General features: G+C 42.5%; 22 protein-coding genes and 2 pseudogenes. 12 read left to right on the top strand and 12 right to left on the bottom strand.

All coding sequences use genetic code 11. From position 1 onward, the window contains the following. Positions 1 to 244: 244 nt before the first annotated feature. The 4 genes and pseudogenes from HWQ36_RS09085 to HWQ36_RS09070 form a co-directional block, all read right to left on the bottom strand. A complete protein-coding gene (locus HWQ36_RS09085) occupies positions 245 to 1,078 on the bottom strand; it encodes a DUF928 domain-containing protein (protein WP_292700894.1) in 834 nt (277 codons plus the stop codon). Positions 1,079 to 1,133: 55 nt separating this feature from the next. Beyond that, positions 1,134 to 3,470: a CHASE2 domain-containing protein gene (locus HWQ36_RS09080; protein WP_292701087.1), complete on the bottom strand. Its 2,337-nt coding sequence runs from the start codon at positions 3,468 to 3,470 to the stop codon at positions 1,134 to 1,136. Between the two features lie 183 nt (positions 3,471 to 3,653). After that, complete coding sequence (locus HWQ36_RS09075) at positions 3,654 to 4,622, bottom strand: DUF1822 family protein (protein WP_292700891.1); 969 nt, start codon at positions 4,620 to 4,622, stop codon at positions 3,654 to 3,656. A gap of 397 nt (positions 4,623 to 5,019) precedes the next feature. Beyond that, positions 5,020 to 5,469 (bottom strand): annotated as a pseudogene (locus tag HWQ36_RS09070) (transposase); the annotation flags it as partial. On the opposite strand from HWQ36_RS09070, the pseudogene HWQ36_RS09065 reads away from it, so the two are divergent. The 4 genes and pseudogenes from HWQ36_RS09065 to HWQ36_RS09050 all read left to right on the top strand — a co-directional run. Further along, a pseudogene (locus tag HWQ36_RS09065) lies at positions 5,450 to 5,698 on the top strand (DNA-binding response regulator); the annotation flags it as partial. The pseudogenes HWQ36_RS09070 and HWQ36_RS09065 overlap by 20 nt on opposite strands. 136 nt (positions 5,699 to 5,834) lie before the next feature. Continuing rightward, positions 5,835 to 6,689: a uroporphyrinogen-III synthase gene (locus HWQ36_RS09060; RefSeq protein ID WP_292700888.1), complete on the top strand. Its 855-nt coding sequence runs from the start codon at positions 5,835 to 5,837 to the stop codon at positions 6,687 to 6,689. Between the two features lie 102 nt (positions 6,690 to 6,791). Further along, positions 6,792 to 7,091 (top strand): ferredoxin, encoded by a 300-nt coding sequence (locus HWQ36_RS09055; protein ID WP_292700886.1) that lies wholly within the window; start codon positions 6,792 to 6,794, stop codon positions 7,089 to 7,091. Positions 7,092 to 7,542: 451 nt separating this feature from the next. Beyond that, a complete protein-coding gene (locus HWQ36_RS09050; protein ID WP_292700883.1) occupies positions 7,543 to 7,863 on the top strand; it encodes a multidrug efflux SMR transporter in 321 nt (106 codons plus the stop codon). Positions 7,864 to 8,214: 351 nt separating this feature from the next. On the opposite strand, the gene HWQ36_RS09045 is transcribed toward HWQ36_RS09050, so the two are convergent. Together HWQ36_RS09045 and HWQ36_RS09040 are read right to left on the bottom strand one after the other, a co-directional pair. After that, positions 8,215 to 9,234: an iron ABC transporter permease gene (locus HWQ36_RS09045; RefSeq protein WP_292700881.1), complete on the bottom strand. Its 1,020-nt coding sequence runs from the start codon at positions 9,232 to 9,234 to the stop codon at positions 8,215 to 8,217. 318 nt (positions 9,235 to 9,552) lie between these two features. After that, on the bottom strand, positions 9,553 to 10,179 hold the full coding sequence (locus tag HWQ36_RS09040; RefSeq protein ID WP_292700878.1) for a 4Fe-4S single cluster domain-containing protein: 627 nt from the start codon (positions 10,177 to 10,179) through the stop codon (positions 9,553 to 9,555). A gap of 194 nt (positions 10,180 to 10,373) precedes the next feature. Between HWQ36_RS09040 and HWQ36_RS09035 the strand changes: the two genes are divergently transcribed. From HWQ36_RS09035 to HWQ36_RS09020, 4 genes are all read left to right on the top strand, one after another. Next, the gene (locus HWQ36_RS09035; RefSeq protein WP_292700875.1) at positions 10,374 to 11,567 is read left to right on the top strand and encodes an NAD(P)/FAD-dependent oxidoreductase; all 1,194 of its coding nucleotides are present in this window, start codon (positions 10,374 to 10,376) and stop codon (positions 11,565 to 11,567) included. Positions 11,568 to 11,790: 223 nt separating this feature from the next. After that, positions 11,791 to 12,438 carry an HAD family hydrolase gene (locus HWQ36_RS09030; protein WP_292700872.1) on the top strand — a complete coding sequence of 216 codons (648 nt, stop codon included), beginning with the start codon at positions 11,791 to 11,793 and terminating at the stop codon, positions 12,436 to 12,438. 86 nt (positions 12,439 to 12,524) lie between these two features. Further along, positions 12,525 to 13,667 (top strand): alkaline phosphatase family protein, encoded by a 1,143-nt coding sequence (locus tag HWQ36_RS09025; protein ID WP_292700870.1) that lies wholly within the window; start codon positions 12,525 to 12,527, stop codon positions 13,665 to 13,667. A gap of 192 nt (positions 13,668 to 13,859) precedes the next feature. Further along, complete coding sequence (locus tag HWQ36_RS09020) at positions 13,860 to 14,720, top strand: Tab2/Atab2 family RNA-binding protein (RefSeq protein WP_292700867.1); 861 nt, start codon at positions 13,860 to 13,862, stop codon at positions 14,718 to 14,720. Positions 14,721 to 14,950: 230 nt separating this feature from the next. On the opposite strand, the gene HWQ36_RS09015 is transcribed toward HWQ36_RS09020, so the two are convergent. Beyond that, positions 14,951 to 15,118, bottom strand: coding sequence for a hypothetical protein (locus HWQ36_RS09015; protein ID WP_292700865.1), 168 nt, complete (start codon positions 15,116 to 15,118; stop codon positions 14,951 to 14,953). Between HWQ36_RS09015 and HWQ36_RS09010 the strand changes: the two genes are divergently transcribed. Together HWQ36_RS09010 and HWQ36_RS09005 are read left to right on the top strand one after the other, a co-directional pair. Beyond that, the gene (locus HWQ36_RS09010; RefSeq protein WP_292700863.1) at positions 15,117 to 16,430 is read left to right on the top strand and encodes a TldD/PmbA family protein; all 1,314 of its coding nucleotides are present in this window, start codon (positions 15,117 to 15,119) and stop codon (positions 16,428 to 16,430) included. The two genes, HWQ36_RS09015 and HWQ36_RS09010, sit on opposite strands and share 2 nt — an antisense overlap. Positions 16,431 to 16,647: 217 nt before the next feature. Next, the gene (locus HWQ36_RS09005; RefSeq protein ID WP_292700862.1) at positions 16,648 to 19,257 is read left to right on the top strand and encodes a chloride channel protein; all 2,610 of its coding nucleotides are present in this window, start codon (positions 16,648 to 16,650) and stop codon (positions 19,255 to 19,257) included. Between the two features lies 1 nt (position 19,258). Here HWQ36_RS09005 and HWQ36_RS09000 read toward each other — a convergent pair whose 3' ends face one another. Beyond that, positions 19,259 to 19,450: a hypothetical protein gene (locus HWQ36_RS09000; protein WP_292700860.1), complete on the bottom strand. Its 192-nt coding sequence runs from the start codon at positions 19,448 to 19,450 to the stop codon at positions 19,259 to 19,261. A 40-nt stretch (positions 19,451 to 19,490) separates the two neighbouring features. Continuing rightward, positions 19,491 to 21,593, bottom strand: coding sequence for a serine/threonine-protein kinase (locus HWQ36_RS08995; protein WP_292700858.1), 2,103 nt, complete (start codon positions 21,591 to 21,593; stop codon positions 19,491 to 19,493). A 646-nt stretch (positions 21,594 to 22,239) separates the two neighbouring features. Here HWQ36_RS08995 and HWQ36_RS08990 point away from each other — a divergent pair. Next, positions 22,240 to 22,383 carry a hypothetical protein gene (locus HWQ36_RS08990; RefSeq protein WP_292700855.1) on the top strand — a complete coding sequence of 48 codons (144 nt, stop codon included), beginning with the start codon at positions 22,240 to 22,242 and terminating at the stop codon, positions 22,381 to 22,383. Positions 22,384 to 22,543: 160 nt separating this feature from the next. Here the strand turns inward: HWQ36_RS08990 and egtC are convergent, their stop codons facing one another. Further along, positions 22,544 to 23,332: an ergothioneine biosynthesis protein EgtC gene (egtC, locus tag HWQ36_RS08985; protein WP_292700852.1), complete on the bottom strand. Its 789-nt coding sequence runs from the start codon at positions 23,330 to 23,332 to the stop codon at positions 22,544 to 22,546. Here egtC and HWQ36_RS08980 point away from each other — a divergent pair. Further along, positions 23,331 to 24,098 (top strand): nucleotidyltransferase domain-containing protein, encoded by a 768-nt coding sequence (locus HWQ36_RS08980; protein WP_292700849.1) that lies wholly within the window; start codon positions 23,331 to 23,333, stop codon positions 24,096 to 24,098. The genes egtC and HWQ36_RS08980 overlap by 2 nt on opposite strands. 276 nt (positions 24,099 to 24,374) lie before the next feature. Here HWQ36_RS08980 and HWQ36_RS08975 read toward each other — a convergent pair whose 3' ends face one another. Together HWQ36_RS08975 and HWQ36_RS08970 are read right to left on the bottom strand one after the other, a co-directional pair. Next, a complete protein-coding gene (locus HWQ36_RS08975) occupies positions 24,375 to 24,701 on the bottom strand; it encodes a type II toxin-antitoxin system RelE/ParE family toxin (RefSeq protein WP_292700847.1) in 327 nt (108 codons plus the stop codon). Beyond that, on the bottom strand, positions 24,698 to 24,922 hold the full coding sequence (locus HWQ36_RS08970; protein WP_292700844.1) for an addiction module protein: 225 nt from the start codon (positions 24,920 to 24,922) through the stop codon (positions 24,698 to 24,700). The genes HWQ36_RS08975 and HWQ36_RS08970 overlap by 4 nt, the downstream gene beginning before the upstream one ends. Positions 24,923 to 25,738 lie beyond the last annotated feature (816 nt).

The following is a 25,738-nucleotide window of genomic DNA, read 5'->3' as shown; positions in this document are numbered from 1 at the left end:
ACTCCCTGCCGGACATAAAGATTGGCAATTCGTCACCGACCAACATTGCTGATTGAACTGCGTTCAATGACGACAGAAAAGTCACTTCCTCATTGCCCACCTTATATCCCACCACTGATTTTGAGTACAAAATTCAGTGGGGGACTTACGGTGTAATAGTTAACCTGCGAAGGCAGGTAAAGTCTCGTGTAGCCGCGACTTCTAGTCGCCCGGCTAGTAAGAAATTAGACTTTTCAAACAACCTCTAAGGTTGCTCCGATAAAATTGGTTCTGCTGCAATATCATTTAAATGGATGCCGCCTAACAAATTCTGCCACTCAGCTTGTAATTTTGCATCTTTAGGATTTTTCTGGCGCAGTTGAGCCAGTGTTGTAAGTGCGTCGTACCATATCCCATTTTGGGCATAGATAGCATAGCGCTTTAAAAGTTCTGTCGTTTCTAGCTCTTTGACTGTGGCAGAATTCAGTTCAACTCTTTGTATTACCCCTTCGACAAAAGTCGGGGGAGCATTCTTTTCCTGGTCGCAGTTAATGGTGAAAAACCAGCGATATTGTTTGTTTAGTGCCAAGCTAGGAGAAGTGGTAGGCAGAGATACGCTGATGACTCCTGGTTTCTCTGGTAGAACGATCGCTTTTTTGTAAATCTCGTTAGAGTCTTGATCTTGCAGCACAAATTCAACTGCATAAGGAGAATTTTTGGTATATGGCACATAGAAAAACCAACTTGGGTGTTCTAGGGTTGTCTTTCCCCAGACATTGATTACTGAGTTAGCTTCTTGAGTAAAGGAAACTAAAGCAGTCAGGTCATGTTTAGTAATTGGACATCCTGGTATGCTGCGCTTCGCTCCACCACGAACGCGACCTCCAGGAGGAGGGCCAGGTGGAATTGGAGGTTGATTAAATGTGGCTTTAGTAGGGCTTGTTTTAGCTTCCGAACGTAGGCGTAGCCCGCCGTAGGCATCGCTAGGTGAAGAACCAAGGTTTGGTTTCGCCAGTACTGGTGTCAGGCTAACTAATAAATTGGTATAGCTAAAAGCTACTACTAAAAACAGTTTTATCGCTTGTGAATTTGACTTCATAAAAACCCTTCCTGAACTATATTAGCCTTGTCGATTTAATCAAAAAAATCTTTTCCTATTTCCTACTCGCCACCCGCACTTTAGTTGCTGAATTATAAATTGACATCATGCTAACCGTGGCTACCAGCGACAAAATCGACGGGATAAATGGCACCCAAGCACCCGAAATTAACAGACCAAAGCAAACTATATACAGCACACCAGAGCTAATACTAACTGCCAATGCCAACCAAGGTAAGGAAAGCTTTCGCCAAGCCAAAACTCCCCCTACCAAAGACCAGCCCCAAATCCAGACTGCCTCAGCCCACAGCGACCAAACCCGCAGCAATGGCCGCCCATCCTGCACAGCACTGAGAATCTGGCTGATCATGTGGGCTTGGACTAACACTCCGGGCATTTGCTCCTGAAAAGGAACGCCATAAGGTGTAGCCCAGGTATCTTGAGAATCCCCCTTTGCTGTCACACCAATTAAAACAATCTTGTCTTTGATAGCACTGGAGTTAATTGGACTGGTTAAAAATTGGGTCAGCTTCACCTGTTGGGCTATCTGTTTTGGAGAACGGTAGTTAAGTAAGATTTGACCGCCATTAGCATCAATATCGTGATAGCCGCCAGTGCGAGACTTCAGATTCGGAAAAATAGTTTTACCGAGTTGCAAATTCCCTTCAGGGGTGAACTTTGGTTGAATTCCTGAAGGTTGCAAATAGAGAAAGGCCAGTTGTAGACTGAATGCAAAGGTAGCAGGACACAACGATGTCGGTTCCTGGTTCATGAACAGCAAATGGCGACGGATAACTCCATCAGGATCGTGAATAAAGTCACTGAATCCGAGATTTGTTTTGGGGATTTCTGGTGGCGGCTTAATACCTGTGATGTTTGCTGTGCTATCACTTCCTTTGCATACGCCAACTAAATTCTGAGTTTGTTGGAGACGAGTAATTAAATCTGGTTGTTTGGCTGGAAAATCACGGTAGATATCCAAGCCAATGGCGCGAGGTTTGTATTGATTCAGTTTTGCCAGTAATTTGTTGAGAGATTTTTCGGAAATGGAAGCTCCAATCAAGGATTCATTATTCTGTCTTTGAATTGCCAGATCGTCATCATCAATTGTAATTACCAGCAGGCGCGAATCTAATGCCTGTGCAGGGCGCGATCGCATTATCTGGTCAAAAGCGGGAATTTCTAGACTTTCCAGCCATCCTATCCATCTCACCCCAAAAACCAAGCCTGTAATCGCCAAGCTGGATAACAAAGTTGTTGCTAATCTGCGTTTGGTAGACAAAACTAAATTCTGTCTCTCTTCAGGTTTTTTTGTATACCTTAATTCATCCCAAGTGGGTGGTGTCTGCGCTGGATTTTGGCAAATCATTGGTAGCCAAGTTGCACAGGGAAATCGATCCTCAAGTCCTTGCAATCGTTCCCGTGCTTGGCGTACCGCTTGATATAAAGACTCGCCACCAGCAAAACCTTGGAGAAAATACTTTAAGAATTCCTTTGCAACCTTGTCTGGGACTGGTTCACGCATGACGATTATTTGAGGAATTTGCAAATCAGCCAATTCTCGCGCTAATCCTAATCCATCACAGGAGTTGAATATAGCTAGTTGCAAGCCGTTCTCAATGGCTTTTTTCAGAGCATACTTTAATTCGCCAATGGTCAGACTATCAGTTTTATTCAGGTAAATTCGTCCACTTTCTCCATTTTTGTTACTGGAACTGTGCCCAGCAAAGAAGAGAATATCCCAGTTTTTTCCCCAAAGATGCTCGGTTAATTCTTTCCGTTGTGGTTCTACCAAAAAGCTGACTTCTGCGTTACCACACTGTTGGAGTAAAGCTTTATCGGCCTCAGTATCAATCCCCTGACTATTGCCCACAATTGCCAAAATATTGACTAATGGATTTTTGGTGCGTGGCTTGTGAATGCGATCGTAAGATGGTGAAGAAAGAGCGATTTCAGCCTTGGGGTAGCGTTCTAATAACTCCCACAGATGCCAAGGCAATAGCTGCAATTGGCTATTTTCTGTTTGCAAAATTACTCGTACTTCTTCTTCGGACGACAATCTTTCTAACCATTTTTCTCTCAGAGGGCGAAACTCTTCTGCTCGCAACCAGGTATTAAAGCGGGCCCGCAAGATATGGGAAGTGTTTTCGCAGTCTTGAATCATCGATACATTCGTCACCTGCATTTTATCAGCATGGAGACGATAACGATTGCCTATCTGCCGATAACTAGACTGCCAATGACTATAATAAAGCGGCATTTCGGGAAATGAAGGTAGTTTACCCGTGATTTCTGTTGCCGCCCGCTCGTGTTCTTCACCAATTTGGAGGGTGACAGCAAACCCCTGCTCAAAACTACCCTCTCCGAATTTCAGAACCACTAACTTACCCATGACCGTCACTATCCCTCTGTGCAGAATCATCCCCTGTTCTAATGTCTCATAACAAGCTCCACAAGCTTTTGCAGACTTTTTTCAAAATCCCCAAAAATCGGCTTGAATTTTTAATTTTTAATTTTTAATTAACCAATTACCACTTAATAAATTACCGACAAAGAGGGAAAATAACTAGATGTTTTAAATCCGAAAATGTTCAGTAATGCTAGTATCATTAATAGCTACCCTAACGCTAAATTGTTCTGTAGCTTCACCGCGAAACTGTAACTGAATGTAGTTATCTGATTTTCTCGATTGAGCGTCTAGAAATACTGCTCCCGAACTATCTAGAACGGTGAGATGAACTCCGGGTGGTAAGTAGATTTGATTCCCAGTGGCGTGCAATTGTAGATGGATACTGGTTTGTTGATCTTTTTCTGGGCTGATTTCCACAATCAACATGACGGGTTGGTTAAGAATTTGAATACCTAAATCAATTAGTTTTGCCCGTTTAGTAATTGATTCTGGTTGATTTAGGGCATTAAGTTCTAAAGTTTCGGTACTACGAAAGGCATAATCTGGTCTGAGTTCCGGCAAGTTCCACAAAGATTCAATAGTTTGCCAACCTGTCTCAAATATACCAGTAAACCACTGACTTAAATTCACGAGTGAAGTAACTGGAGATTGGCGCAGTTCTCCCAAGTGGTCGATAAACGCTTCCAATGGTTGCAGTTGTTCTAAAGGCAGTGTTTCAGTTGTGACACTAGGAATAAAACCAAGCAGCCTCGCTTCTTGGAGTGATTCATCAAATTGAACTACTAAATAACCCACCCGTTCTTCCCAGGTTTCTGGGGGAATGGAACATATCTGTTGATGCTGATGGACAGGGCGACACTCTAGACGGCCAACTGAGGGCACTTCTAAGTCAGCGACATTTCCACAGAGGCGCATGATGGGGTTCCAGCTGTCGCTAGCTTGGAGGTTGGTAGGAATATCCATCATTTCTAAGTAGTCATTCACCACCCACACAGCTAGCGTATTCAGCCGAACTTGCTCTGCTTTTTCAAAATTTGGCTGTTGGTTAGCAAATTTATGAGCAGTGATGCGAGCTAATTGAGGAATCGGTAATGTTAAAGCGAAATCGTCTAGCTGGTAGGTGGAGTTATTCATAAATCAATCTTTAGTGATCAATGCTGCTATGTATATATCATCCGCATTCACTAAATTTATGCCACAAAATAGAGAATGATTATTAGAAAAATTTAATTAGGGATTGGGAATTGGGAAAATGCGATCGCCACCGGAAAGGGTGGGTACGCCATCGCACCGATCTAAAATATCGTTCGGGAATACTCCAGATTCACAGGTGTACAGAACTTAGAACGGGAAATTGCCCCGTCGAATTAGTGAAGGAACTACAACCATAACTTTCAATCTTGGCTGGAGTAGCTCTCTAGCCCGTCCAGTTTATAGAACGAGCTAGACGCTCGATAGTTTTGCTTGCGTCCACCTTTCATCTTGCTGAGGAAGACACTGCAACTTGCTATCTTTGAGCTAAATAATTGTACTATAAAAGCTGCCTCAATTCCTCAACTGAATTTACGGTTTTGATGGCTTGTTGAATTGCTTTCAATTGCTGTAAATCTGTAATTTGATAGATGATTGGTATTAACTCTAAGCCAGGATTGCCAAATTTTATCTCTAATAACGTCTCAAGACACGTCTGAATTCCACGGATTTCTCCGCGTGCTTCTCCACGGGCTTCTCCACGGGCTTCTCCTTCGCGTAAAATTTCTTGATACCAAGGTGATTCGCGCAATACAGCCATATCCCACCTCATGATTTCCTGAACTAAGGCACTCTCTAGTACAAAAGTAGCAAAAAAAGCTAAAACTGTTTCTAGTTGGTTTAATTGTTCATCTCTACGCAAAATTTGCAATGCTTCCCGGATTATGGATTCATTCTCCCCGCCTTTGAGAATTGGTACAAAGAGAAGCAATAATGGTAAAGGTTGTTCTGGGTTTGCGATCGCAGATAAAGGATTACCCGAAGATGAAATGCTCATGCGAGTTAATTTAGCACTTCAGGGTGCAACTCACACAAAAGACATCAAAACAGCAATCGAACTCAAGCCGGAATGGTTGGATGTGTTGCGTTTGGCTTTTGAAGAGAGTTTGACAGATAAGGCGATCGCCGACAGAATGTATAAATCGGAACGAGCAGTGCGGACTTACTGGACGAAGATTTAGGATGTTTTGGGGGTGTATCCTGAAGACTGCAAGCAAAGTGGTAATATCTTCAGAAAATTGCCAGCGATCGCTAAATTGATGATTTAGATCCCCGACTTCTTTAAGAAGTCAGGGATCTGCTTATGATAAATAAATGTACACCCAATCACTACAAATTAATATGCTCACTCCATCTAGAGATTTACCTCTATATGGCAAGAGAATTTTAGTAACAGCACCGAGAAATTATGCTTATAGGTTATCTGAACAAATTATCAAACAAGGTGGTTTACCTGTTTTCATGCCTACAATCGAAACCTGCTATTTATTAAACTACACTAAGTTAGATGCTGCTCTCAACCACATAGCCGAATTTGATTGGATTATCTTTACAAGTAGAAATGGCATTACTGCATTTTTTCACCGCATGAATGATTTAAATATTCCTATATCTGTGGTAAAGAAATGTCAATTATGTGCTTTAGGAAAAGATGCCGAAAGCTTATTGTCTTTTTGTGGCAAGGTAGATTTAATCCCAACAGAATCTAGCCCAGCCGGAATTGTGGCGGAATTAGCGAAAATTCCGCAAATTCATGACAAAAAAGTGTTGATACCTGCCCCAGAAGTTGTTGGTTTGCCTGAACCTGATGTTGTACCCAATTTGATTACGGATTTGCAACAATTGGGCATAGAAGTAACTCGCGTACCCACATATATTACACAGGGCTTAGACACAAGTATCTACAGTATTGAATTAAACCTGATACATCAAGGAATGATCGATGTCATTGCCTTTAGTAGCACGGCGGAAGTAGAAAGCTTTTTGATAATGGTCAACTCGCAAAGCGACTATGAAGGCTGCATTATCGCATGTTTTGGCCCTTATACAACTGCCAATGCGCGAAAGTTAGGCATGAATGTCTCCATCGTGTCTAGGGATTATAGTTCATTTCAGGGATTTGCTGAAGCGATCGCAGAATTTTTTACTCTCACTTCCAATTCCCACTAAGCACTTCAGGATGTAGAGCAATCAACCACATTAAACTCTAGACTAGCAGCACATAAACCCGTAGTATCGAATATGGAGTTTATATGAGCTAGGGATTGTTACATGGCAACTTATAAGGTCACATTAAAGACCCCAGACGGTGAACAAACAATTGAAGTTCCTGATGATGAGTACATCCTAGAGATCGCTAACGAAGAATATAATCTGGACTTGCCCTATTCCTGTAACGCTGGTTCTTGCTCAACCTGTACCGGAAAGCTGATTTCAGGTACTGTTGATCAATCGGATCAGAATTTCTTAGACAATGATCAAATTGATGAGGGATGGGTTCTTACCTGCGTTGCCAAGCCTACTTCTGACTGTGTAATCCAAACTCATCAAGAAGAAGCGCTTAACGGTTAACTAAGAAATGTAGATTTAATAAAGAGCAAATATTGTAGGGTGCGTTAGAACATTCGTCCTAGCGCACCTAAAATCTGAGGTGATGCCGTACTCTCGGCGATAATACACTCTACAGGATTTAGAATTTTGCACTTTCCTAACAAATCTGTATAGCCTAAGTCATTCACACTAAAAAGCGCTCTCCAAAAGGGGAGCGCTTTTTATGTTATTTAATAAATAGCTAGCAGAATATAAAGAGAAAATTAGCTAGATGATGCTAGATTAACTTTGACGACTTTGTTCTTTTATTCTTCAGCTTTGGGTAGCGTCAGGTTTCAAATACCATCTTTATGATTTGCTGTGACGTTGGCATTAGGGTATTTGTTCAATCAATAATATCAATTAAAAGTGTTGTATTTTCTTGTTTTCATAGAGATAATAAAAGACTGCTAACAAACCGCTCACAAAAGATATGTCAACAAGTTGGATTTATCTCATCGCAGCAATACTTTTTGAGGTTTCAGGCACAACTTGCATGAAGTTATCAGAAGGATTTACTAAATTAGTTCCTTCAGTATTAATATTTGTTTTTTATGGACTTTGTTTTAGTTTTTTAACTCTTGCTCTCAAGAGACTGGAAGTAAGCGTGGCTTATTCTGTCTGGGCTGGGTTGGGAACTGTCCTAATTGCAATCATTGGTATTATTTGGTTTCGTGAATCTGCTACATCTATCAAACTTTTGTCAATCGCCCTAATAATTATGGGTGTAATTGGTATAAATGCAAGTGAATAAATGAAAAATACCTCGTCTATTTTAAAATAGACGAAGTAAATAAACCAAAACCGATCATTTTGCTTGTTGCTGTTGTAGTGAATACACCAGCATTTTTATTGTTCCGTTAGCAAAGCAAAATGAGCAGACTTAGCTAAATGCTTTTAAAAGTATAGTAAACCTCGGTAAATATAGCCCACAAGTCATTTACTTTTAATACTTTAGCAGAGACAACCAAGCTCATACAGCCAAATTGGCAGGTTTTTTATACACTGAGGCGTAAAAAATATTATTTTATCTTATAGACGTTTTCATGTATTTAAACTACATCTATCGTAGGGGCAATTCATGAATTGCCCCTACCCCGTAGTCTCAAAATTTATTAAACCCAGCAGAACGACGATAAAGTAACCAGATAAATAGCGGTGAACCCAGCAAAGCGGTGACAGAACCTACTGGTAGTTCTACTGCTCCTAATCTAGAGAGTAAATCTGCAAAAGTCAGTAACCATGCACCTGCAAGGGCGGAAAGTGGTAGAACAAAGCGATGATCTGTACCAACAATGAGGCGGACACCGTGGGGGACAACCAGACCAACAAATCCAATCAAACCACTGATACTGACTGCACCTGCGGCTAAGAGAGTGGCGACACCACCAATTAACAGGCGCGATCGCGTCAACGAAACCCCCAAACCCACAGCCAAATCATCTCCCAAAGCCAGCACATTTACTGATCGCGCCAGCAAACATCCGCCGATCAATGCAACAATAATGTAGGGGCCAGCCGTCGCAATTTCTTGCCAACCCCGTCCATTAAGACTACCAACTAGCCAACTGAGTGCAATTTGAATTTGACCGTCTTCAGCTAAAAGTAGCAATGTACTTTGTACAGCACCAAATAAAGAACTTACCGCCACACCGCCTAAAATTAACCGCTCAACCGAAATTCCCGACCCCGCACGACCGAGTAAAATAACGATCGCAGAAGTCAAAATTGCTCCCATCCACGCTGCTAGAGGAATTGCGATTGGGAATATTTGCCACACAATCATCACAATCACAACTAATCCAGCACCCGCAGAAATGCCCAAAATAAATGGATCGGCAAGGCTATTGCGTAACATTCCTTGTAGTAATGCTCCTGACATTCCCAAAGCCGCGCCGACAATGAGAGCAGCCGTAATACGCGGAAGACGTAAATCCCAGAGAATTGTCTGTTTAACCGGATCGCCTTTGTGGAGTATGGCTTGCCAAAATTCCGACATACTTAAAGGTACTGCTCCTTGAGAAAGCGATAGCGCTAGCGTTACTAGCAGTGCTGCACTAAGGAGTAAAACAGCCCAAAGTACGCGGTGTTCAGTAAAAATTGTCTGAAATGGTTTAGTCAACATAATTCGTAATTAATAATAGAGCCTCCGGCACGCTACGCGAACGTAATTCGTAATTATTACCCTAAAACTGAAGTCGCTTGCTCAGAAAAAGGAACCATGCTTTTTATCTCCATCAATAAATTGAGGCACTATAACTTTCGTTAGGGACTGACAAATAATAAAAATACTCAACTACTTCTTGTGGGGTGGACATCTTGTCCGCTCATAGCCAAGGGCGGACAGGATGTCCACCCCACAAAATTGGATAATTTATTTCTTGGAAGTCCCTTACGAATTACGTTCGCGTAGCGTGCCGGAGGCTCTATTACGAATTACGAATTATTCCGTCAATTCCAATCCACCTTGATAGCCAGTGACAATGCGGCCACCATCTTTGAGGATGTGGACTTCTATCTGATCGCTAGCCCAAGTAATCTGGTCTTGGAAAGCCGGGTTTAACACCCGAACCCGTTGATTGCTAGAAGAGACTGGAGAGTTGGGAGAATTAATTGCCAGAGATTGGACAAAAGGCCCGTCAATCAGGATATCAAGTTGTTCTAACAATTCTTGAGAACCTGGCGGTGCAGATTGAGACTGTAGTTGCTTGAGAGTAAACCCAGTAAAAGACATTACATTTAACCCAGCAGCTTTTACTTTACGGGCTAAAGATGCCAATGCAGTTGCTTGCCAAAACGGTTCTCCACCAGAGAATGTTACACCCATATTGCGGGGATTACTGAGAATATTTTCCGCAAGGGTATCAACAGCAATCAATTGGTTAGCTTCAAATGACCAGGAGTTAGTATTAAAGCAACCAGGACACTCACGAAGACAACCTTGTACCCAAACAACTGCACGACAACCAGGGCCATTAACTTCTGACTGATCGACATAACCCATAATGTTGAGATAGCCGGGGGGAATATCCGTGAGTGCTAGCGATGGGTCAGTTGGCTTAATTTCCATCCCTTTAACTCCTTTTAGCTATTGCCTGTAACCGTTAACTATAGCGAATCGACCGTTAGATAACTGTCACAAATGACTAATGACTAATTTCTCAAAAACTTGATGGGATTTTGAAAAGTCCGCTTTAACTGACTAGACTGAAGTTAGTTGCCCAGCTTGTATTGATCCTATTGATCCTTTTATAGATAAAATCGATGACTCAACAAACTTCTAGAATTTGTATCCTTGGTGGAGGCTTTGGTGGTCTTTACACAGCCTTACGCTTAAGCCAGTTACCTTGGGAATCTACGCAAAAACCCGAAATTGTTTTGGTAGATCAAAGCGATCGCTTCCTATTCTCCCCTTTACTTTACGAATTACTCACTGGCGAACTACAAACCTGGGAAATTGCCCCACCCTTTGAAGAACTTTTACAAGGCACTGGGGTGCGTTTTTATCAAGGGATCGTGTCTGGAATTGACATCGACCAGCAACAGGTAAATATACATGAAGGGTCGCAAATCCCTTACGACCGCTTAGTGCTGGCGCTAGGAGGCGAGACACCACTAGATTTAGTCCCCGGTGCAACTGAGTACGGCTACCCATTCCGTACCATCTCTGATGCCTATCGTTTGGAAGAACGCCTGCGATTTTTAGAAGAATCCGATGCTGATAAAATTCGGGTGGCAATTATTGGGGCTGGCTACAGTGGTGTAGAGTTAGCCTGTAAGTTAGCCGACAGACTCGGTGAAAGAGGACGCTTTCGGATCGTTGAAATTGCCGAGCAAATTTTGCGAACTTCTCCAGAGTTTAACCGGGAAGCAGCAAAAAAAGCTTTAGAAGCCCGTGGCGTGTTTCTGGATTTAGAAACAAAAGTCGAATTAATAGAGCAAAATAGCATCACCCTAGAGTACAAAAACCAGTTAGACACAATTCCCGTAGATTTGGTAATTTGGACTGTGGGAAATAGAGTTGCGCCCGTAGTGAAATCTCTTCCCCTCAAGCAAAATCAGCGTGGTCAAATCAGCACCACATCCAATCTACAAGTTATCGAACATCCAGAAATCTTTGCCTTGGGAGATTTAGCAGACTGTCATGATGTTGAAGGACAGCAAGTTCCCGCCACAGCACAGGCGGCTTTTCAACAAGCTGATTATACTGCTTGGAATATCTGGGCAAGTATCACTAATCGTCCCCTCCTTCCCTTCCACTACCAACAGTTAGGAGAAATGATGACATTGGGTAAAGACAACGCCACCCTTACTGGTTTGGGAATTAAACTAGATGGCCCATTGGCATCAGTCGCCCGACGGATTGCCTATTTATATAGATTGCCAACTTTAGACCATCAACTCAAAGTTGGTTTTAATTGGCTAGTCCGTCCAATTATAGAAACCCTATCTCGGTAACTTAATTGGGAATGGGGAATCGGCATTGGAAAGAGGCAGAGGGGCAGGGGGCAAGGGGGAGAATAAAATAATTATTCTTTTTCCCCTCTGCTCCCTGCTCCCTGCCGCCTTAAAATGCTTTGCTTTATTTTCGCCAACCTACTTAGCAGATGCTAGACTCTACCCACAGAAGCTTTTGACAAGCCAAAATCTAAAATTCTACATTCAAAATATTCAAAATTTGATGGAACAACCGAAAGTTATTTTTTTAGATGCTGTGGGCACACTCTTCGATGTTAAAGGCAGTGTGGGTAAAGTTTATAGTCAGATAGCCGAGGAATTTGGTGTGACGGTTCCAGCCGAAACATTGAATACAGCCTTCATCAAAAGCTTTAAAGCAGCGCCGCCGCCGATATTTCCAGATGCAGAACTCCAAGATATTCCCCAACGCGAGTTTGATTGGTGGCGGATAATTGCCCTGAACACTTTTGAAAGTGCAGGTGTTCTCAAGGAATTTTCTGACTTTTCGGCTTTTTTTAGCGAACTTTACATCCACTTTGGCACTGGCGAACCGTGGTTTGTCTATCCTGATGTTCTACCAGCTTTAATCAACTGGCGGCGGTTGGGGGTTACTTTGGGGGTACTGTCGAATTTTGATTCCCGAATTTATTCAGTATTGCAAAGTTTGGGATTGAGAGAGTTTTTTACCTCCGTCACCATTTCTACCCAGGTACGTGCAGCTAAACCCGATCCTCAAATTTTTGCTATTGCTTTAGATAAACATAAATGTTCCCCAGAGGCAGCATGGCATATTGGCGATAGCATTGTAGAAGACTATTATGCAGCTAAAGCGGCTGGACTCAGAGGCGTTTGGATCAACCGGGGGAATTGAGGGGATATTTTAGCGATCGCTATTTTTTCTCGAATCTAAACACAACACAGCATATACTCAACAGCTGATAATACTAAATATTAGTTATGTCAGCACACCAAACGCCTCAAAAGGTTATTTTTGCGCTTTGTTTACTTAGTTTAAGCCTGAGTGCGATCGCTTGCTCATCAAATTCTCAAGTACTCACAAAGGCGGAACCCAGCAAAAAAACCATCATAAATGAAAATACCGCACTAGCCTCTGTTCCAACAAAAGAAGATAAAGCAATCCCTAAATACGATCGCATTTTTGTGATTATTGAGGAAAATAAATCCTCCAATCAGATTATTGGCAACTCCAATGCACCAATAATCAATCAACTGGCAAAAACTTACGGCTTTGCTAGCAACTTCTATGCTGAAGTTCATCCCAGTGAGGCAAACTACGTCGCTATGTTAGGCGGTAGTACTTTTGGTATCCATGACGATGATGCTTTTTATTGTCAGGTTGGTAGTGCCGACAAGTTTTGTCAGAATTCTCAAAAATCTGACTATGTTAGTCACACTGTCACCTCTAAAAGTTTAATCGACCAACTAGAACAGAAAGGTCTAACTTGGAAGGGATACTTTGAAGATATTCCCACCCCAGGTTCTAAGGCTGTTGTTGCACCTAGTCTAAACCGGGCGCTGTATGCCTCAAAGCATAACGGTTTTATCAACTTCAAAAAAGTACAAGACGATCCTAATTTGTCAAGTAAGATTGTGGGTTTTGACCAGCTTGCAACTGACCTAAAAAGCGGCAATGTTCCCAATTATAGCCACATTATATTTAACCAATGCCATGAAATGCACGGTTTACAAGAGTGTCCTAATCTGCAAAAACTAATTAAAACTGGTGACACGATGATTGGTAATGTTGTCAAACAAATCACCACCTCAAAGCTTTGGGCTGCCTCAGGGAATAATGCGATCGTCATTACTTGGGATGAAGACAATAATCCACGCGACAAAAAAGACACACAAGGTTGTTGCAGTTTTGATCCCAAAAGTAATGCTAACTTTGGTGGTGGGCACATTGCAACCATTGTAATTACTAACCACGGTTCACGGAGTGTAGTCGATAAAACACCCTATAATCACTACTCCCTATTGCGAACCACTGAGGATGCTTTTGGAATCTACGAATACCTGAATTTGGCGGGCGATACAGCTAAAGGAGTCAAGCCCATGACACCTCTGTTTGGGAGATGAGGGGGATGAGGAAGATGGGGAGCAGGGAGCATGGAGCAGGGAGCAAGGGAGAAGAGTTTTCCCCCTGCCCCCCTGCCCCCTTCCCCCTGCCCCCCTGCCTCTTATGCCCAATTCCCAATTCCCAATGCTGCCCCAACACTCGTATGATCAACATATCAGGAAAATATAACAGCCAGATTTTTACCGTAAAACATGGGCAGTATTTGGGAAATCGATTTTTACTCTCGTCCGATTCTGGACGATAATCAGAAAAAAATTTGGGAAGTCTTAGTCTGCGAAAGCCCTTTGGATATAGGAACAAAACCAGATTCTTTGTTTCGCTATGCTCAATATTGTCCCAGTACCCAGGTAAACTCGGGCTGGTTGCGGACAGCATTGCAAGAGGCTATTAACCAAGCTGGAAAAGCACCAATCAAAATCCGCTTTTTCCGTCGCCAAATGAACAACATGATTACTAAAGCCTGCCAAGATATAGGCATTCCCGCCCAGCCTAGTCGCCGCACTTTGGTTCTTAACCAATGGCTAGAAGAGCGGATGAAGGAAGTGTATCCTCAAGAGGCAGGGTATCAAGGGGGGACTAATCCCTCAGTCCGCTTGGAGAAACCTTTGCCGCAACGTTTACCAGATGCTTTAGAAGGGCAACAGTGGGTATTTGTTACCTTAGATGCTGCGGATTTGGCAGAGATGCCAGAGTGGGAAATTGGTTTTGGTGAAGCTTTTCCTTTAGAATTGGCGAAAGTTTCACCCGAAGCTCGTATTCCTGGTATTTTGATTTTCTCACCGAGAGCCTTGCCTTTGTCTGGCTGGATGTCTGGTTTGGAGTTGGCTTTCTTAAGATTTGACACCAGTGAAGAGGCGAGATTGCTTTTAGAAACTGGTGTTAATGAAAGCTGGATTGTGGCAAATATCAAAAAACCTCAAGTCTTAGCAGAGGCTAAAGGTTTTGAAGAAGCCAAGCAAAAAGCTAACGGAGTGCATTTTATCGGTGTACAGTCCGATCCCAAAGCACAATCTTTTGCTGGTTTTTGGCTGTTGCAAGAGGTTAATCTTTGAAAATGGGAATTGGGAATTGGGAATTGGGCACTTGTACTGAGCGACTTGTGCCGAGCCTGTCCTGAGCGTAGCCGAAGGGCGAAGTAGAGGTAAGCCGAAGTATTGGGCATTGGGGAGATAAGGGAGATAAGGGAGAATAACCATATCCAATGACAAATGACAAATGACAAATGACAAATGACTAGATCCGTTGAGACATGACAATGATTTGGGATAATTAACTGCGTCCATCAGTGTTGAGCTGCGGTTCCAAATCGTAACTGTAAGGAAACGCTGATGATTTTTGGATAGTTATCTGCGTCCATCAGCAGAAAGCCCGATCGTTGGTTTTTAACGATCGCACTTTCTCTAAGGTGCGTTGATATGCGGTTCAAAATCCACAATTCACTAAGAGTCATGGGTTCTGAAAATTTGTCACAAGATACACTAGCCGAACAGTTGCTGGAACTAGCTATAAAATCTGGAGCAGAAGCTGCTGAGGTGTATCAGTCGCGATCGCTTTCTCGTCCAGTGTTTTTTGAGGCAAACCGGCTCAAACAGCTAGAAACCAACCAATCTGAAGGTACAGCACTACGGCTTTGGCGAAACGGTTGTCCAGGACTGACGGTGGCTTACGGTTCTGTCTTAGCCGAAGTGATGGTGGAAAAAGCTCTGGCATTAAGTCACCTAAATGAACCGGAAACTATAGAATTAGGCTCTAACTTTCAGCCCTCATACCCAGATTTAGGCGAAAGTGTACCGATAGAGGTTTTGGTAGACTGGGGCAAAGAAGCGATCGCCCTGATCCGTGATGCCTATCCTGATGTTGTGTGCAATGGTGACTGGGAATGTGATATTGAAACTACCAGAATAGTCAACACCAAAGGTTTAGATTGTCACTATACTGATACAACCCTTAGCTGCTATGTATCAGCAGAATGGGTACGTGGCGATGATTTTTTAAGTGTTGGTGATGGTCAAACCAAGCGGGGGGAACTCTACCCTGAAAGATTAGCTAACCAAATTTTACAACGGTTAATTTGGGCTAGTGAAAATATCTCACCCCCTACTGGTCGTGTCCCAATTTTGTTCACATCTAAAGCTGCTGATATGCTTTGGGGTACTGTGCAAGCCGCTTTGAATGGCAAGCAAGTCTTAGAAGCAGCTTCACCTTGGGCAGAACGTTTAGGTAAGACAGTAGTTGCCCCCAGTCTCACTCTCTACCAAGATCCAGAAGCTGGCCCTTACAGTTGCCCTTTTGATGATGAAGGTACTCCGACTCAATCTTTAGTATTTATCCAAAACGGGATTTTACAGCATTTCTATGGCGATCGCACCACCGGCCGCCAACTGGGTACTGACACTACTGGAAATGGTTTTCGCCCTGGTTTGGGCAGCTATCCCACCCCTGGTTTATTTAATTTTCTCATCCAGCCAGGTTCGGCATCACTACCAGATTTGATTCAACAACTAGATGATGGCCTGATTGTGGATCAAATGCTGGGTGATGGTGGCAGTATTTCTGGAGATTTTTCGATCAACGTGGATTTAGGCTACCGCGTCCAAAATGGTCAAGTAATTGGGCGCGTTAAGGATACTATGGTTGCAGGTAATGTTTACACAGCCCTGAAGCAATTGGTTGCACTGGGCAATGATGGTGACTGGAATGGTTCTTGTTATACTCCATCTCTGATAGTAGAAGGGCTATCTACCACGGGGAGAAGCAATTAAATAATTCGTAATTCGTAATTCGTAATTCGTAATTGGGGAGAGTGCTTTAGTATAGCAATCTTAAATTATTTGTGAATAACAAGATCCCCGAATTCTTTAAGAAGTCGGGGAGATGAGCCTTGAAATAGACTTTTAAAACATCCTCTGAGATTCCACCGAACAGCTTTTTAGTATAGATTTGTAATCAAAAATCCAAAATCTAAAATCCAAAATTGGTATGAATCAGCGTTTTCGCACCTGGTGGCAGCCTAGAAGAGGTTTAGCGATCGCCGAAGCTTGTGTTATCGGTTTGGTTGCTGCTTTATCTGCGGTGTTCCTGAAAGTAGGATCGGGATGGCTGGGGACATGGCGAGTCCATACCACGCACTTTTTCCCGGCATGGCTGGTACTACCTGTAATTGGTCTTGTCCTGGGATTTCTGGCTGGATGGATGGTGGATAGATTGGCTCCAGAGGCTGCTGGTAGCGGTATTCCGCAAGTCAAAGCTTCTCTTGCCAATGTGCCTGTGAATTTATCCTGGCGGGTAGCGGGTGTGAAGTTACTCAGCGCCATCATCGCCATCGGTTCGGGCATGACTCTAGGACGGCAAGGCCCTACTGTCCAAGTGGGGGCAGGTTTGGCAGCAGGGATGAGTCGTTGGGTTCCCACTTCCCCAGATCATCGACGGCAAATGATTGCAGCAGGTGCGGGTGCGGGTTTGGCTGCTGCTTTCAATGCCCCGATCGCAGGTGTATTATTTATCGTTGAAGAGTTACTCCAAGATTTATCAGGATTGACTCTGGGAACTGCCATTATTGCCTCCTTTATTGGTGGGGTGATATCCCGACTTTTAGGTGGTGGCTCTCTTGACCTTAACCTGCAATTAACGCAATCTTCCAGCCAATTCTCTATCCCAGAAATTCCCTTTTTCATACTGTTAGGGATCTTGGCAGGGTTGCTTGGCGCATTGTTTAATCGCGGCATAATATTTAGTATTAAATTTTATAGAAGATTACATATCAGCTTACCTCTGCGGGTAGCTTTAGCTGGATTTATCTCTGGTGTGGTCGTGGCTATGCTCCCTCCATCCTTCCGTGATAATACGGGATTACGGGAGTCCTTAATTACTGGAGGTTCTCATCCTACAGTAGCAGCGATCGCTTTTACCGCCCAATTCATCCTCACGCTCATCGCATTCGGTTCGGGAGCGCCGGGGGGATTATTCGCTCCCAGTCTGATTTTGGGTTCTTGTTTAGGACATATCATCGGTGTAACTGAGTTATATATCACCGGAGTTGGTTCTCCTGCTACTTACGCCTTAGCGGGGATGGGGGGATTTTTTAGCGCCGTTTCCAAAGTGCCAATCACAGCAATTGTGATTGTGTTTGAAATGACTACAGATTTCAATCTGGTACTACCTTTGATGATTGTTTCTGTAGCAGCTTATCTGGTTGCAGATAAGGTAGTACCTGGTTCACTTTATGAGAAACTTTTGGAGTTAAAAGGTATTACTCTCACCAAAGAAGTTCCGATGGAGGGAGCATTAACTAAGTTAACTGCAAAAGATGTGATGCAAGAACGAGTCGAAACTCTGGATGCAGAGATGAGCTTGGAAGAAGCAATGCAGTCCTTTGCTCGTTCCCATCATCGCGGTTTTCCTGTGGTAGAAGATAACAAGTTAGTAGGGATTGTGACGCAATCAGATTTACTAAAAATCCGCGCTCGCAATTTAGCCAATGATATTTTCTTAAAAGAAATTATGACACCTGTGCCGATAACGGTAACACCGACTCACACTTTGGGCAATGTGTTGTATTTACTCGACCGTTATCAAATCAGTCGCTTACCAGTGGTGAATGGACGGAAACTGATCGGGATTATTACCCGTGCAGATATTATTCGGGCGGAAGCAGATCATCTCAATTGTGGAAATGGAACTCCTAAGCTGCAACCAGAACCTTCATACATAGTTTACCAAACGCGATCGCCCAGCACTGGCAGTGGTAGATTATTAGTGCCAGTAGCTAATCCCGAAACCGCAGGTATTTTGTTACTTATGGCAGCAGCTATTGCCCGCGATCGCCATTATGAAATAGATTGCGTACAAGTTATGCTGATACCCCGCCACAGTTCCCCATCAGAAACACAGGTAAGAACAGCAAAAAGTCGCCGCTTGCTAAGACAGGCAGAAGTCTTAGCAAAAAAGTGGAAAATTCCCTTGCACACGCAGATTCGAGTTACCCACGATGTCTCCCAGGCAATTTTAGAGACAATCAACGAGCAACACATCGACCTAATTTTAATGGGATGGAAAGGTAGCACATCTACCCCTGGTAGGATTTTTGGCAGCGTTGTAGACACCATAATTCGCCAAGCCACCTGCGAAGTAGTTTTAGTAAAATTAGGCAAAACTCAATACTCATCGGGAGCATCCCCCCCTCCCCACTTCAACAGCTGGCTAGTCCCAATGGCTGGTGGCCCCAATTCCTCGCTAGCGATTAAATTGTTACCTGCTTTAATTACATTGGGAAACAATCCGCAAATTCGCTTAACACAGGTGTTTACGCCTTCTGAACACAAGCCGGATATGTCAGTTTTAGAACAAGCCATCGGCCATTTGATGCGGCGGCGAAAATTATCCAGTACTGTAGTTGCGCTCCCAGTGCAAGCTGATTCAGTCGCTGAAGGTGTGATTAACCTAGTTAAAACCGAAGGTTACGATGTTGTAGTTTTGGGGGCTTCCGGCGAAGGATTGTTGCACCAGGCGATTCAAGGTAATATTCCTGAAGCGATCGCATCTGGCGTAGAAAGTACAGTAATTTTAGTCAGAGGTGCAATTAATAAGTAAACTAATGATAAAATATACCGATAATCAAAGTAAGAATTATTGGTATTAAGATTGGAATCGCTACAATAAGTCCCCACTTACCAAACTTAATTTCCTCACCCTCGGATTTTAGAAATGCAATCCAACCGACAACTCCCATTAAAACCCAAATAAACCCAAAGGAAAGAAATATAACAAATACTGAATCTTCCATTTTTATTTATTTTTACTTGCTGCAAAAATTTTTGCACTTTTTAGTGAATCGGCTGCCAAATCTTGAGAATGTTTTCACCACTTCCACCACCCGCAATAGTTTGTCCATTGGGGCTAATAGCGATCGCATAAATATATCCAGAACCCGTCTCTAAAGTGCGAATTTCCTTGCCTGTTAACGGATTCCACAGTTTAATTGTCTTGTCACTACTACCACTGACAAGGGTAAGTCCATTTTGAGTTCCACTGGGCAAAAAGGCAACAGAATTAACCTTATCTTTATGTCCCTTTAAAGTGCGGATTTCCTTTCCTGTATTTAGATTCCACAATTTAATTGTTTTGTCTTTACTTCCACTAGCAAGGGTGACACCATCAGGCGCAAAAGCAACTGAAAGAATCGACTCTGCATTTCCTTTTAAAGTGCGGATTTCCTTTCCTGTATTTAGATTCCACAATTTAATTGTCTTATCCCAGCTACCACTAGCCAGAGTTTTACCATCAAGACTAAAAGCCACAGATGGAACACCATCAGTATGTCCCTCTAAAGTACGGATTAACTTTCCTGTCTCCAGATTCCACAGTTTGATTTTCATATCCTTACTAGCAGTACCACTAGCAAGAGTTTTGCCATCAGGACTGAAAGCTACAGAAGTAACTCCGTCGGTATTTCCCTCTAAGGTGCGGACTAACTTTCCTGTCTCCACATTCCACAGTTTGATTGTCTTGTCCGCACTACCACTAGCAAGGATTTTACTATTAGGACTGAAAGCTACAGTCCAAATCCAATTGGAATGTCCTTCTAAAGTGTGGATTTCCTCTCCACTAGCCAGGTTCCATAACTTGATTGTCTTATCATCACTGGCACTACTAAGGGTTTTACCATCAGGACTGAAAGCTACGGAATTCACATCGCTGGAATGCCCCTTCAGAGCTTTGGGTAGAAAATCGCTTGGGGGCAAAGAAATAGACGGAGGAATAGACGGAGAAGGAGAATTAGGCAAAGAAGGAGAATTAGACGGAGAAGGAGAATTAGGCGGAGAATATTCGCTCATTGCATGGGGACGAGTCTGGAAATACCAAACTCCCCCCAATCCCAATACCAAAATGCTAGAAATTAACAGCAGTTGATTTTTTAACGTGTTATTTAGTTTTAATAAAACTGGCCTTTTGTTTGCTTGGCTAGCTGTAAATGTTGGTGTAAGTAGAGTTATAGGCACTGATGACAATGGTGATAGCCCAGGTGTCAAGTCAGCGACGACTTCATCAGCCGATTGGTAACGCTTTTGGATGTCTAGTTGTAACAGCTTATCCAAAATTTTACCCAACTCTATAGACACAGAAACCCCGTCCTTACCTGGACTGATTAAATATTGTCGCCAAGATGCAACCCAACTATAGCCTTGTTGTACCCACAGTTGAGATGGGCGAACCCCAGTCAGTAGATGAAAACAAGTCGCCCCTAAACTGAATAAATCACTGGCTGGGTAAGCTTTGCCATCTTGCATCTGTTCAAGTGCAGTATAACCGTGTGAGCCAATAACAGTGCCCATTTTAGTCTGCACTGTTACCGTCAGCTGCTTAGAGGCTCCAAAATCGATTAGCACTAATCGCCCGTCACTTTGACGACGAATAATATTTTGTGGTTTGATATCCCGATGAATCACTCCCCGCACATGGATAAACTTCAGCACAGGCAGTAAATCTAGCAAAAGTTCACGAATCTCTGTTTCGCTATAGCTTCGGTGCGTCTCCCATTCTTTAAGTAAGTTTTGCCCATTGATAAATTGCTGCACTAAAAATAGATAGCCATTTTGCTCAAAATAAGCCAATAAAGTTGGAATTTGCGGATGTTCGGCGAGTTCTTGGAGTCGGCTTGCTTCTTGTTTAAATAGCTCAATGGCCTTTGTTAGTGGCCCAGTTCCCTGAAGTTTTGGTGCGAATTGCTTAACAACACAGCATTCATTCAGCTTGTGTACATCTTTTGCCAAATAGGTTCTACCAAATCCGCCCTCATCTGACAACACTTGAGTGGGACGATAGCGACCTCCCAGCAGAGGTATTAATTCTACTCTACAACTGTGGCAATAGTTGTTTTTATCAGGATTTAGGGGTTTTTGGCAATCGGGATTCACACAACAGAGCATACTGGGAATCCATTTCAAAGGGAGTATATATTCATCTTAAGTCATGCAGTATTCTCTCGTTAGTTAATATCACTGAAATCCTATACAAATCCCCGATTTCCTTACCTCATCAGGTATTGAAGAATTTAAATAATTTGAAAAAAGTTGTGCTTGAGAGATGCCTTTTGAAGAATTGATTAGCGCAAATCCAACAATAATATAATACTTACGCATTGATAGGAAATACCAAATATGGATGATTTTAAAAATCACATTTGTAGTATGAGTAATCGCTTTGCGTCTAATTTGCGGGTAATTCTTATTCTCTTTCGGATTTGACACTCCCTGCAGCTATTGCTGAGGGGATTCTAATTTCATCCTAGTTACTTGATCTACCAGGGTTTCGCCAAGTAGAGTAGAGGTTATATAGGACTCATATTTGATTTCTGAAAAAACTCAGTACACCTCTAACTCCCTTCTTTTCTGTTCCCTGTTCCCTATTCCCTATTCCCTCCCTACACAAGTATGTTCATTAATCAAATCGGATTCCTATACCAATTTAATGTGAAGTTGCACATATTTCGATCCCCCTAAATCCACGCCACTTGCTTCACTTGGGGAGCCACTGCGGTCTTGGGGAGCCACTGCGGTCTTGGGGGTTTCCCCCATGAGCAAGTGGCGTGGTTTCCCCCATGAGCGACTGGCGTTGGAAACCCTCCCGCAGCGCTGGTTCACCATTTCAAATGGCGCAAAAGCCTGGAATACAATTCTTTTGACTTTTGACTTCCGCCGCGCTGTACTAGTCCATTAGCGTTACTTCGAGAATGCTCTTCCCTAGAAGAAGCAAGATTCAGAATAATTATTGCTGTATTAGTGATTCGCACTACTTTTCAACATACCTATACACACATCAATCAGTAGATAGTACAGGGGATAGCCTAGATAAGGTTTGAAAAATAGCCTCTTTTTTACTAAATTTTCTCAATTTGGATCTCACAATCTGCTCCCACAGTAATGATGCTATTTTCTGGAAAAGCATTCCAGTTACCTATAAATAGAGGTTCGGACGCAATAATTACAGAATTTGAAAAAGTCGGATCGTCTCGAATCCAATAAAGAGATGGAGCCGGAGAAGTTGTAGCAAATCGAGAAGCTATCAGGCGATGTCCGTCACTAAAGATTATATTGATTGAGGCTTCTACTTGATAGCGCTTTGCCATCTCTAATAGTGTTAACAATGTAGTACGTAAAGCATACTCTGGAGGTCGATGTTTGTTAATTTGACTTTGTGAAAGTAACAATGCAAAAATATGTTCAGAGTCAGTATTGCCATTAATTTTTTCGTAAAAATCTTGAGTTAAAGTGCTGCGGATTTTTCTGTGTAATGTTTTGCGGAAATTTTCAATTCTTCCATTGTGAATAAATAGCTGTTGTTGATGTTTAAAGGGCTGACAATTAGCAAAATCTACAGCTTGTTCGGATGTAGCACTGCGGACATAAGCAAGTACACACTTGGATTCAACGTAACGGCTGAGACTGGGTAAGTTTATGTCATTCCAAATAGGTAGGGTATTTTTGTAGGTAAATGGTTCGATATCTTTTTGGCTATGATACCAACCCACACCAAAACCATCTGCATTTACTACCCCAGAAGTCATTTCGCGGGGTTTATAACTCTGAACTATGAGTGAGTGTTCTGGTTTATACAAAAGATGCTCTAAAGAAACAGGCGAACCAAGGTAAGCAAGTAAACGGCACATGATGAATATTCCACCTTCTATTAACACAATTATTGGGCAACAGCCTTACCCGCTTTTATTCGCCATCATTAGTGGTTCCCACTTATATGGTTTTCCGTCTCCTGATTCTGATTATGACTTGCGTGGGGTGCATATTTTACCAGTTGAAGAAGTTGTAGGATTAGAAACTGGGAATGAAACTATTGAAGTTTCAGAATTTCGGGAAGCTTTAGAAATTGATTTAGTAACTCATGATGTCAAAAAATTCTTTTTAATGCTGCTTAAAAAAAATGGCTACGTGTTAGAACAACTATACTCACCTTTAGCATTAATAACTTCACCCGAACATGAGGAATTAAAATTTATTGCCAAAGGTTGTATTACCCGTCATCATTATTACCATTATATTGGTTTTGCGGCAACACAATGGAAACTTTTTGAAAAAGAACACACATATCGATTAAAGCCCTTGCTTTATGTTTATCGAGTTTTATTGACTGGAATTTATTTGATGCAAACAGGTATAGTTGAAGCTAATCTCATTAAATTAAATGAGGTTTTCAATTTACCATATATTCATGATTTAATTGCCCAAAAGCTAGCAGGTAAAGAAAAATCTGTTGTGTCAAATGTGAATGTAGATTTTCATCAAATAGAATATGACCGTCTGCGTAATAAGTTGCAGGAAGCATACGAATCTAGTCTATTACCTGAAGTACCTTCAGCGAATGCGGCTTTGCATAATTTGCTGGTACGCCTGAGAGCTAATGTAAAATTACGGGAATAAGTTTTATTTTTAAATCCTATTTGAAAATTTTCTTGTTGCTTTCAAGACTTCCAACTAAAAAAATCAGACTTACGCAAAACTACACGCTGTAGGGGCAATTCATGAATTGCCCCTACCTGAGAATCATGGTTTCGGCTATTGTTTGCGTAAGTCCTGAATAAATATCCAATTTGTAGGGATTAGATAAAAGGAGGTAACACACTGTAATATGTGAACTAAAAGCACCCTAAAAATATCGGATAATTTATTTTTGGGTATATCGCCTTACAGAAAACCTCAAAAAAAGCGATCGCTTGTAATTATAGTGTTAGGTTCGCGTCTGCCACGATTTTGGATCTCTGCGACCATGAAAATTGCCGTCACTATTACTCGACTCGACACAATCCGATAGTACACAGCATAGGGAAATCGTCGCACTACTGCTCGTCGAATATCACCGTAGACAGTTACATAGGATTCTGGCATCTGAGAAATTCGATTCACCGTTTCGTCTACACAGTCTAAAAACTCGTCACCCAGACCAGGTTTCTGACTCTCGTACCAACTGTGTGCATCATTGAGTTCTTCTCGAACCTCTGGACGAAACACCAGGACATAATTCATTGCTGCCCCTTAATTGATGCTTTGATTTCCTCCCAAGTCAGCACATTATCTGGATTTGAATTATAGTCAGAAGTTCGACGATCAAGCTCTCGCTTTTGTGCATCGGTTAAATCAGGGTAAACTTGCTCCACAGCGATGGTATCCCAAATTGCCTGTACAAGACGGATTCTATCTTCAATACTGAGAGTTGCGATTTCGTTCAAAGTAGCTGTGATATCCATGCTGATTAACTTGGAGTGAGGAAGCAAATGGTACACCTTAAATATAGCGGACAAGATTTTGTCCATCAAATTGAACGCTGTATCTAGCTTTGATGGCCAACAGAGCGATGTCTACGACGGTCACTGAGCGAAGTCGAAGTGCGGGTTACGCCTACGCTTTGCAGAAAACCTCAAAAACAATGCGATCGCATTTTGTCCAAGAGTGAGCGATAACCTTAGAGCAAATTGCCCAAGCCCTTGGGTCAAGAGTAAGCAGTCTTACCCGCAAATAGCTGCCGCTAACCTGTCTTATTTTTCTACATCCAGTCAAAAATCAAATAAATGCAGAAGGCAATGTAAACCAGAGATGGAAAGTACTCATCCGAGAAGTATTGGCTCACCGAAGAAGCTCCGGGGCAGGGGGCTCTTAGCTGGGGGAGCAAGCCCTGCCCAGGAGCCGTGGAGCGGGGCGGAACATGGGTATGAAGCCCCACCCTTCTAGGGCGCTCTTACTCGGGCGGAGTACAAGCTCCGTCTCCAGTTTTCCCCCTTGCTCCCTGCCCCCGCTCCCCTGCCTCTGTTGACCTCTCATCTGTTGACTTTTCAATCTACTGAGTCTATATCTGAGCGCAATTCCATACCAAATATTTGTATTTTTAACCTTTTGCTAGCTGTTTCTTAAACTTATCGGGATAGGTTGAAGTTGATAAGTACGAATTAATACTAATAAAGTATGTAGCTATTTTTTGCTATTTACTTCGGTCTTTCATGCTGATCTTGTCTTAAACCACGTCTATCTTGAAACCTGTAGTTCAACTCTAATGAATAAGGATTTGC

The organism is Nostoc sp. NMS2, assembly GCF_017115105.1.
Classification (GTDB): domain Bacteria; phylum Cyanobacteriota; class Cyanobacteriia; order Cyanobacteriales; family Nostocaceae; genus Nostoc.
This window is presented reverse-complemented; position numbering and strand designations above follow the sequence as displayed.